We start from the raw sequence: 9924 nt of genomic DNA on the forward strand, positions 1-9924 counted from the left end.
ACCCGCGTACTGCCCACCGCTACCCCGGTCATGCTAGCCGCACCCCCTCGCCCGGCACATCGCCCCGTCGTGACCCGATCCGGGGCGGCGCGCAGTCAGTGCTCCGGCGCACGCTCACCAGCGTGTTGCCGTCCGGTCACTGTTCGCAACGATCGGTGACCCTACCGGGTTCCCGGGCCCGACCACCAGCAAACCGGCCGACCGACCGGCGTGAACCCCGGGGCCCGGGCCGGGGTTCACGCCTCCCCCCGGGTCACGCCCGGTCGCCGCTCAACCACTCGTGCATGACCGACAGCAGGTGGTCGGTCTCCACCGGCTTGGTGATGTGGTCGGTGGCGCCCGCCTGCAGCGACTTCTCCCGGTCGCCCTTCATCGCCTTGGCGGTCAGCGCGATGATCGGCAGGCCGGCGAACTGGGGCATCCGGCGGATCGCCTCGGTGGTCGCGTAGCCGTCCATCTCCGGCATCATGATGTCCATCAGGACCAGCGCCACGCTCTCGTGCTGCTCCAGCATCTCGATGCCCTCGCGGCCGTTCTCCGCGTACAGGACGGTCAGGCCGTGCTGCTCCAGCACGCTGGTGAGGGCGAACACGTTGCGGACGTCGTCGTCCACGATCAGCACCTGCTGGCCGTCGAAGCGGCGGCCGCCGCCGGCCGGGCGGGGCGGTACGGGCTCCACCGTCCGCGGCCCGGCGGCGCTCTCCAGGGCGGCGCTGCGCCGGCGCTCCACCGCGCCGCGGCGGCGCTCCTCGGCCAGCTCGCGGACCTCCTGGGCCCAGTGGTCGGCCGGGTTCTCGCCGACCGGCACCGGCAGGCCCACCGGGGTCACCCCGACCGAGGCCCGCGGCGCCAGGCTGCCCGGAGCGCCCTGGCGCGGGTCGCCGACGGGCTCCGGGGCCTCGGTGCGCAGCGGCAGGTAGAGCGTGAAGGTCGAGCCCTTGCCCAGCTCGCTCTCGGCGTGGATCTCGCCGCCGAGCAGCCGGGCGATCTCCCGGCTGATGGACAGGCCGAGGCCGGTGCCGCCGTACTTGCGGCTGGTGGTGCCGTCGGCCTGCTTGAACGCCTCGAAGATCTCCCGCAGCTTGTTGTCGGGGATGCCGATGCCGGTGTCGGAGACCGAGAAGGCGATCAGCTCGTCGTCCGGGCCCTGGATCGAGCCGGACTCCAGCAGCCGCTCGCGCACGTGCTGCGGGACCTCCCGGCCGGCCTGGCGGATCGAGAAGTCGACGGCTCCGGCGTCGGTGAACTTCACCGCGTTGGAGATCAGGTTGCGCAGCACCTGCTGGAGCCGCTGCTCGTCGGTGTGCAGGGTGACCGGCAGGGCGGGCGAGACCCGGACGGCGAAGTCCAGGTTCTTGTCCAGCGCGACCGGCTGGAAGGTGGCCTCGACGTAGTCGACCAGCTGGACCAGGGCGATCCGGGCCGGGCGGACGTCCATCTTCCCGGCCTCGACCTTGGACAGGTCGAGGATGTCGTTGATCAGCTGGAGCAGGTCGGAGCCCGCACCGTGGATGGTGTCGGCGAACTCGACCTGCTTGGGCGAGAGGTTGCCCTCGTTGTTGTCGGAGAGCAGCTTGGCCAGGATCAGCAGCGAGTTGAGCGGGGTGCGCAGCTCGTGCGACATGTTGGCGAGGAACTCGCTCTTGTACCGGGAGGCCAGGGCGAGCTGCTCGGCGCGCTCCTCCAGGACCTGCCGGGCCTCCTCGATCTCGCCGTTCTTGATCTCGATGTCGCGGTTCTGCTGGGCGAGTTGCTCGGCCTTCTCCTGCAACTCCTCGTTGGTGCGCTCCAGTTCCTCCTGGCGGGCTTCCAACTCGGCGGACCGCATCGAGAGTTCGGCGGTCAGTCGTTGGGACTCCAGCAGCAGGCCCTCGGTCTTGGTGTTGACGCTGATGGTGTTGACGGTGACGCCGATCAGGTCGGCGATCTGGTTCAGGAAGTCCAGCGCGACGGTGGTGAAGGAGCTGAAGGTGGCCAGCTCGATCACGCCCAGCAGCCGGCCCTCGAACAGCACCGGCAGCACCACGATGTGGGCCGGGGAGGCCTCGCCGAGGCCGGAGGCGATCTTCAGGTACCCGGGCGGCGCCTCCTTGAGGATGATCGCCCGCTTCTCCACCGCGGCCTGGCCGATCAGCGACTCGCCGGGCCGGAAGGTGGTCGGCATCGCCCGCCGCTGGTAGCCGTAGCTGCCGATCAGGCGCAGCACGGTGTCGTTCTCGTCGTCGTCCTCGGTGATCAGCTCGGCGGTGCGGCCGGCCGGCTGGGCGAGGAAGAAGGCGCCGTGCTGGGCCGAGACCACCGGGGTCAGCTCGGTCATGATCAGCGAGGCGACGGCCTCCAGGTCCCGGCGGCCCTGGAGCAGGCCGGAGATCCGGGCCAGGTTGGTCTTGAGCCAGTCCTGCTCCTGGTTGGTGCGGGTGGTCTCGCGCAGGTTGGCGATCATCTGGTTGATGTTGTCCTTGAGCTCGTCGAGCTCGCCCGCGGCGTCCACGTCGATCCGCAGGCTCAGGTCGCCCCTGGTGACCGCGGTGGCGACCTGGGCGATCGCGCGCACCTGCCGGGTCAGGTTGTTGGCCAGTTCGTTCACCGACTCGGTGAGGTCCTGCCAGGTGCCGTCCACGCCGGGTACCCGGGCCTGGCCGCCGAGCCGTCCGTCGGTGCCCACCTCGCGGGCGACCCGGGTGACCTCGTCGGCGAACGCGGAGAGCTGGTCGACCATGGTGTTGATGCTGGTCTTGAGCTGGAGGATCTCGCCGCGCGCGTCGACGTCGATCTTCTGCGAGAGGTCGCCGCGGGCCACCGCGGTGATCACCAGTGCGATGTTCCGCACCTGGCCGGTGAGGTTGTTGGCCATCAGGTTGACGTTGTCGGTCAGGTCCTTCCAGATGCCGGCCACGCCCGGCACGCTCGCCTGGCCGCCCAGGGTGCCGTCGGTGCCCACCTCGCGGGCCACCCGGGTGACCTCCACCGCGAAGGAGGACAGCTGGTCGACCATGGTGTTGAGGGTCGCGGCGAGCGCCGCCACCTCGCCCTGCGCGTCGATCGCGATCTTCTTGGAGAGGTCGCCGCGGGCCACCGCACCGGCGACCTCGGCGATGTTGCGCACCTGTCCGGTCAGGTTCGACGCCATGAAGTTGACGTTGTCGGTCAGGTCCTTCCAGATGCCCGACACCCCGCGCACCCGGGCCTGGCCGCCCAGGATGCCCTCGGTGCCCACCTCGCGGGCCACCCGGGTCACCTCGTCGGCGAACGCCGACAGCTGGTCGACCATGGTGTTGACGGTCGTCACCAGCTCCAGGATCTCGCCCCGGGCGTCGACGGTGATCTTCTTGGAGACGTCGCCGCGCGCCACCGCCGTGGTCACCTCGGCGATGTTCCGGACCTGGCTGGTCAGGTTGTTGGCCATCAGGTTGACGGAGTTGGTCAGGTCCTTCCAGATGCCGGCCACGCCGGGCACGCTGGCCTGGCCGCCGAGGATGCCCTCGGTGCCGACGTCCCGGGCGACCCGGGTGACCTCGTCCGCGAAGGCGCCCAGCTGGTCCACCATCGTGTTGATGGTGTTCTTCAGCTCCAGGATCTCCCCGCGCGCGTCCACCTGGATCTTCTGCGACAGGTCGCCCTTGGCGACCGCGGTCGTCACCTGGGCGATGTTGCGCACCTGATCGGTGAGGTTGTTCGCCATGAAGTTGACGTTGTCGGTCAGGTCCCGCCAGACCCCGGCCGCCCCGGGCACCTGGGCCTGCCCGCCGAGCCGCCCCTCGGTGCCCACCTGGCGGGCCACCCTGGTCACCTGCTCGGCGAAGCCGGAGAGCTGGTCGACCATCGTGTTGATGGTGTTCTTCAGCTCCAGCATCTCGCCGCGCGCGTCCACCTCGATCTTCTGCGAGAGGTCCCCGCGCGCCACCGCCGTGGTCACCTGGGCGATGTTGCGCACCTGGCCGGTCAGGTTGTCGGCCATGAAGTTCACCGAGTCGGTCAGGTCCCGCCAGACCCCGGCCACGCCCGGCACCTGGGCCTGCCCGCCGAGCCGCCCCTCCGTCCCCACGTCCCTGGCCACCCCGGTGACCTGCGCGGCGAACCCGTTCAGCTGGTCCACCATCGTGTTGACGGTGTTCTTCAGCTCCAGCATCTCGCCGGCCACCTCGACGGTGACCTTGCGGGACAGGTCGCCCTTGGCGACCGCCGTGGTCACCTGGGCGATGTTGCGGACCTGGGCGGTCAGCCGGCCCGCCATGGTGTTGACCGAGTCCGCCAGGTCCTTCCAGCTCCCGGACACGCTGCGGACCTTGGCCTGGCCGCCGAGCTTGCCCTCGGTACCGACCTCGCGGGCCACCCGGGTCACCTCGTCGGTGAACTCGGAGAGCTGGTCCACCAGCCCGTTGACGGTCCGCCCGATCTTCAGGTACTCGCCGCGCAGCGGGTGGCTCACCCCGTTGCTGTGCAGCGAGCGCAGCTCCATCTTCTGGTCCAGGTCGCCCTCGGCGATCGAGGTGAGCACCCGGCCCACATCGGCCATCGGGCGGGCCAGGTCGTCGATCAGCGCGTTGCAGTTGTCGACCGCCGCCATCCAGGCGCCCTCGCCCGCGCCGGTCTCCAGCCGCTCGTTCAGCCGGCCCTCGCGGCCCACCGCCCGGCGGACCCGCGCCAGCTCACCGGTCAGGTGCTGGTTGCGCTCGGCGACCTCGTTGAAGACCGCGGCGATCTCGGCCAGCGGCCCGTCCCCGGGGACGGTCAGCCGGCGGCGGAAGTTGCCGTCCCGCATCGCGGTCAGCGCCGACAGCAGCTTGCGCAGCTCGGCGGGCTCCGCGCCACGGTTGTGACTCACCCGCCGACCGGCCGCGTTCCGCGGCGCGGCCCCGGGGCGCCCACCGCGCGGGGCGGGCGGCGTCGTTCCGGTTGCGTCCTTGGTGGCCGAACTCAACGGGCCCCTCCCACATCGTGAACTGTCCGGTGACCGACCCGTGCCGGTGCGGCACGCACCCGGGCACCGGCCCGGTCGGGCTGCGTACCGGCGGCCCGCGGCGCGCCGGCACCCCGACGACCGTACTGCTCCCACCGGCCGTCGCGGACCCCCCAGTCTGGCAGCACCGGCACCGGGTGAAGGGCCGGTTGCGCTCGGTTCGTACCGCACCGTCCGAAACAGGTGGGCAGAATCACCCTCTGGTGCCAGTTTCGACTCCCCGCCCCCACGGGGAACCAAGCGGAAAGTAGGGTGGAGCGCTGCACCGGGCCACGGCCCGACCCAGCGCCGCCGCTCACCCCGACGGCGCGCACGGGGAGTCGGCGCCGCGCCCCCGGACAGCCAGGGCAAGAGCAGCAGAGGAGAAGTGGCAACGTGGTCACCGCGCGCGCAGCCGCCACCTTCGACCCCGACGGCCGGTCCGCGGCCGCCGCACGGGGCTTCGTCCGGGACGCGCTGCTCGGCTGGGGGCTGCCCGAGGTCGTCGACGACGCGGTCGTGCTGGTCAGCGAGCTCGTCACCAACGCCGTCGTGCACGCCGGCACCGCCGCCGAGGTCTGCTGCCTGCGCGAGGAGGAGAGCGTCCGGATCGAGGTCACCGACCACCACCCCGAGCGCGGCCTGCCCTCGCTCGGCGACGGTCCGGTCGTCGACTCCGACCGCTACGCCGACCCGGACGGCGAGGGCGGCCGCGGCCTGCTGATGTGCTCCGCCCTCGCCGAACGGTGGGGCGTCGAGTACGCGGCCGGCCGCAAGACCGTCTGGTTCCGCCTCGCCCTGCCCGTACACGTGTCCGGCACCCGCTACGCCGTTCCCGCGACCCCCGGCAGCGACCTGCCCAGCGGTCCGGGCCCGGTGCACGTCGCCGTCGTCCAGCTCGACGAGGACGGCCGGGTGCTGGCCTGGAACCCGGACGCCGAGGCGCTCTTCCAGCACCCCGCCGCCGCCGTCCTCGGCCGCCCCTGGGCCGACCTCGCGGTCTGGCCGCAGGCCCCCACCCGCGGCCTCGGCCTGACCGACACCCTGCGGATGGCCCGCTGGGAGGGCGGCTACGGCGTCCGCCGCCAGGACGGCCGCGAGGTCGAGGTGTACGGCGTCCAGGTCCGGCTGCGCGACACCGAGGGCGTCCCCTCCACCCTCTGCCTGCTCGTCCTCGAACCCGACCGCGCGGTGCTGCGCTCCCCCGCCCGCGCCCTGCCCGGCGAGCGCCCCGACCCGGCCGGCCCCCGGCTCGACCTGCTGGCCGGCCCGGTCGCCACCGACGACCTCGACACCCTGCTGCAGCGCACCGTCGAACGCGCCCGCGACCTGCTCGACGGCGACGCCGCGTACCTGCTGCTCACCACCGACGACGAGGCCGAGTTCGAGGTCCGCGCCGCCACCGGCCTCACCTCCGGGCACCGCCGGCACGCCCGCTTCCCGGTCGGCACCGGCAACCGCTACGACTCCGCCCGGCTGCCCTCCGTCCACGAGGACCTCGCCACCCGGCCCACCGGCCTGCCGTTGCTCTCCGACAGCGGCATGCGCTCCCTGATCACCGTCCCGCTCAAGGTCGAGGGCCGGCTGATCGGCTCGCTCGGCATCGCCGCCGCCGTGCCCGGCCGCTACGACAACGAGGACGCGCTGCGCCTCCAGTTCGCCGCCGACCGGGTCGCCCTCGCCGTCGAGAGCACCCGGCTGACCGAGCTCGAACAGCTGCGCCGCGGCTCGCTCTCCTTCCTGGTCGAGGCCTCCGACCTGCTGGCCGGCACCCTCGAACACGAGCAGACCCTCGCGCTGATGGCCCAGATGGCCGTCCCCACCCTCGCCTCCTGGTGCGCCGTCTACACCACCGCCGACCACTCCTCCCCGGCCCGGCTCGCCTTCGTCCTGCACGAGGACGAGGACCGCATCGACCCGCTGCGCGCCCTGCTCGACAAGACCCCCGTCCCGGAGGCCGGCCCCTCGCACGGCGTCCGGTTCTGGACGGCCCCCGCCGAGACCGCCGAGGCCGGCGGCCTCACCGACGGCCCGGACCTGGCCGGCCTGCTCGGCGAGACCGTCGTCCTCGCACTGACCGCCCGCAACCGCGTCATCGGCCTGCTGGTGCTCGGCGTCCCGGCCGGCGTCCGGTTCCGCCAGGAGATCCTCGAACTCGCCGAGGACCTCTCCCGCCGGGCCGCCCTCGCCCTGGACAACTCCCGCCTCTACTCCGAGCGCACCGCCACCAGCCAGGCCCTCCAGCGCAGCCTGCTCCCGCCGGACCTGCCGGAGATCCCCGGCGTCGAGGTGGACGTCTACTACCAGGCGGCCGGCGAGGGCAACGAGGTCGGCGGCGACTTCTACGACCTGTTCACCATCCGCGAGGGTACCTACGGCTTCGCCATCGGCGACGTCTGCGGCACCGGCCCCGAGGCCGCCTCGGTCACCGGCCTGGCCCGGCACTCACTGCGGCTGCTCGCCCGCGAGGGCCTGGACGCCCCGCAGGTGCTGCGCCGGCTCAACGCGGCCATCCTGGACGAGGGTTCGCGCAGCCGCTTCCTCACCCTGCTCTACGGCGAGCTGACGCCCCTTCCGGACGGCAGCACCGAGCTCTCCCTGGTCTGCGCCGGCCATCCGCTGCCGCTGCGACTGCGCACCGACGGCCAGGTCGACCGCGCCGCCACCCCGCAGCCGCTGCTCGGCGTCATGGACGACCTCGACCTCACCGCCGAGCGCCTGGTGCTCGCGCCCGGCGAGGTCCTGCTCTGCGTCACCGACGGGGTCACCGAACGCCGCGAGGGCCGGCGGATGCTGGGCGACGACGGCCTCGCCGAGGTGCTCACCGGCTGTACCGGGCTGACGGCCGGAGCGGTCGCGGCTCGGGTGCAGCGCGCGGTCGAGCGCTTCGCCCCGGAGCCGCCGTCCGACGACATGGCGATCCTGACCCTGCGGGTGCCCACCCGGCGTCAGGTGTGAGCGGTCATCCGCTGACGCAGTCACAAATTGTTATATTCACAATGGTACAAGCGCGTTCGGCCGGGTAGACCGATCCCACCGGGGAATCCCCCGGCCGGGACGTGACCGGCGGCTCTCCGCCGGCCCACCACGTCCGCCGGCCCATCACCTTCGACCGCAGCCGCGCACGCTCACAGCCGTGCGCCCTCGGCGCGGTCGCGCGCGGCCCTCATCCCCACTCCTTCTCTCCACCTCTCTGCACTCATCCGGACGACACCACAGCGTCACTGCGCCCTGCGCGCGCCCAGAGTGAAAGGAGCCTCCGGTGAGCAACGAAGCTACCGGGGCAACGAACGCCCGCTCCACCGGAGCCGACGCGGGTAACCTCGGCTACCTCGCGCTCGGTCTCACACTGCTCGCCTACGGCCTGCTCTCCACCGGCGTCCTGCACGGCGCCGGAGTCGGGAACGCGGCCGACCTCGCCCTCCTCCTCGGCGGCGTCACCCTCTTCATCGCGGGCCTCTGGCAGCTCCGCGGCGGCGAGGGCTTCACCGGAACCGCCTTCACCAGCCTCGGCGCCTTCTGGGCGGCCTGGTCCGCGGCCGGCGGAGCCGGCAAGAACGCCGCCGGCCTCTTCCTGCTGCTGTGGGCCCTGCTCGGCCTCACCCTGACCGCCGCGAGCTGGGGCGCCGGCCTGCTCGGCCGCGCCGTCTACGGCCTGCTGACGGTCTCCCTGGTGCTCTCCGCCGTCGCCAGCTTCGGCGGCTACGGCGGCCTGGCCAAGACCGGCGGCTGGATCGCGGCCGCCTCCGGGCTCGCCGCCTGGTACCGGGCCACCTCCGCACTGAGCAACGGCTCCTGGGGAAAGCTCGCCCTGCCGGTCAAGTGACCGTCGGTTCAGCCCACCTGCTCCAGCCGCTCCTCGGCGGCGCTGAGGGGCCGGACCTCCGTCCCGGCGGAGGCCCGGCCCCGGCGCCGTGCCGCCACCGCCAGCACGGCGTAGGCCAGGAGCAGGATAGCCACCGCCACAATGCCGTCCAGCCAGAAGTGGTTGGCCGTCACCACGACCACGGCCACCGTCAGCACCGGGTGCAGCACCATCACCCATCGCAGCGAACTGCGCGACACCCGGATCACCGCGACCGCCGCCAGCACGCACCAGGCGACGTGCACCGAGGGCATCGCCGACAGCTGGTCGGCCACCAGCACACCGCCGACCGCGCCGCCGTACACCGACTGCCCGTACTGGGCGGCCACGTCGACGAAGCCGCTCTCCGGGAGCATCCGCGGCGGCGCCACCGGGATGAACTGCACCAGCAGACAGACCGCGGTCGTGATCACCACCGTGTTGCGCACCCACGCGTAGCGCTCGCGGTGCCGCACGAACACCCAGAGCAGGACGCCGAGCATCACGGCGAAGTGCATGGCCGCGTAGTAGTAGTTCGCCAGCCTCACCAGCACCGGGTACGGCGTGACCGCCTTCTGCCAGGAGGCCTCGTCCGGCAGTCCGATCACCTGCTCGGTGTGGTGGATCCAGCTCGCGCGGTCCAGCGCGTGGTCCGTACTCATCACCGAGAGGTGCCCGACCAGCTGCCAGAGGGCGAACAGCGCCAGCAGCGTGCCGGCCTCCCGCAACAGCGCGGACAGTGCCGGCTTCCGGCCCTTCGCCGCGGCGTACGCGCCCGCGTAGAGGCCGACGGAGACGGCCCCGGCGGACTGCCAGGTCAGGGTCAGGTTCTGCATTGGCAGAGGGTAACGCAAAAAGCCCCTTCCCGGATGGGAAGGGGCTTTTCGGAATAATTGTTCGGCGGCGTCCTACTCTCCCACAGGGTCCCCCCTGCAGTACCATCGGCGCTGTAAGGCTTAGCTTCCGGGTTCGGAATGTAACCGGGCGTTTCCCTCACGCTATGACCACCGAAACACTATGAAACTGTCAACCGCACACCCGACAAGATTCGGGCGGGTCGTTGTTTCAGAACAACACAGTGGACGCGAGCAACTGAGGACAAGCCCTCGGCCTATTAGTACCGGTCAACTCCACCCCTCAC

At 72.0% G+C, this 9924-nt stretch carries 4 protein-coding genes and 1 rRNA gene; 2 read left to right on the plus strand and 3 right to left on the minus strand.

What is annotated here, in order from left to right:
- Positions 1-253: 253 nt before the first annotated feature.
- The gene (locus tag AMK13_RS35595; protein ID WP_074005718.1) at positions 254-4762 is read right to left on the minus strand and encodes a hybrid sensor histidine kinase/response regulator; all 4509 of its coding nucleotides are present in this window, start codon (positions 4760-4762) and stop codon (positions 254-256) included.
- A gap of 573 nt (positions 4763-5335) precedes the next feature.
- Between AMK13_RS35595 and AMK13_RS35600 the strand changes: the two genes are divergently transcribed.
- A complete protein-coding gene (locus AMK13_RS35600; RefSeq protein WP_074005704.1) occupies positions 5336-7897 on the plus strand; it encodes a SpoIIE family protein phosphatase in 2562 nt (853 codons plus the stop codon).
- Positions 7898-8201: 304 nt separating this feature from the next.
- On the plus strand, positions 8202-8765 hold the full coding sequence (locus tag AMK13_RS35605; RefSeq protein WP_049658771.1) for a GPR1/FUN34/YaaH family transporter: 564 nt from the start codon (positions 8202-8204) through the stop codon (positions 8763-8765).
- 8 nt (positions 8766-8773) lie between these two features.
- On the opposite strand, the gene AMK13_RS35610 is transcribed toward AMK13_RS35605, so the two are convergent.
- Positions 8774-9619 carry a phosphatase PAP2 family protein gene (locus tag AMK13_RS35610; RefSeq protein WP_079272802.1) on the minus strand — a complete coding sequence of 282 codons (846 nt, stop codon included), beginning with the start codon at positions 9617-9619 and terminating at the stop codon, positions 8774-8776.
- A gap of 59 nt (positions 9620-9678) precedes the next feature.
- A 5S ribosomal RNA gene (gene rrf / locus AMK13_RS35615) occupies positions 9679-9795 on the minus strand.
- Positions 9796-9924 lie beyond the last annotated feature (129 nt).

This window comes from Streptomyces sp. CB02056 (genome assembly GCF_001905545.1).
Classification (GTDB): Bacteria; Actinomycetota; Actinomycetes; order Streptomycetales; family Streptomycetaceae; genus Kitasatospora.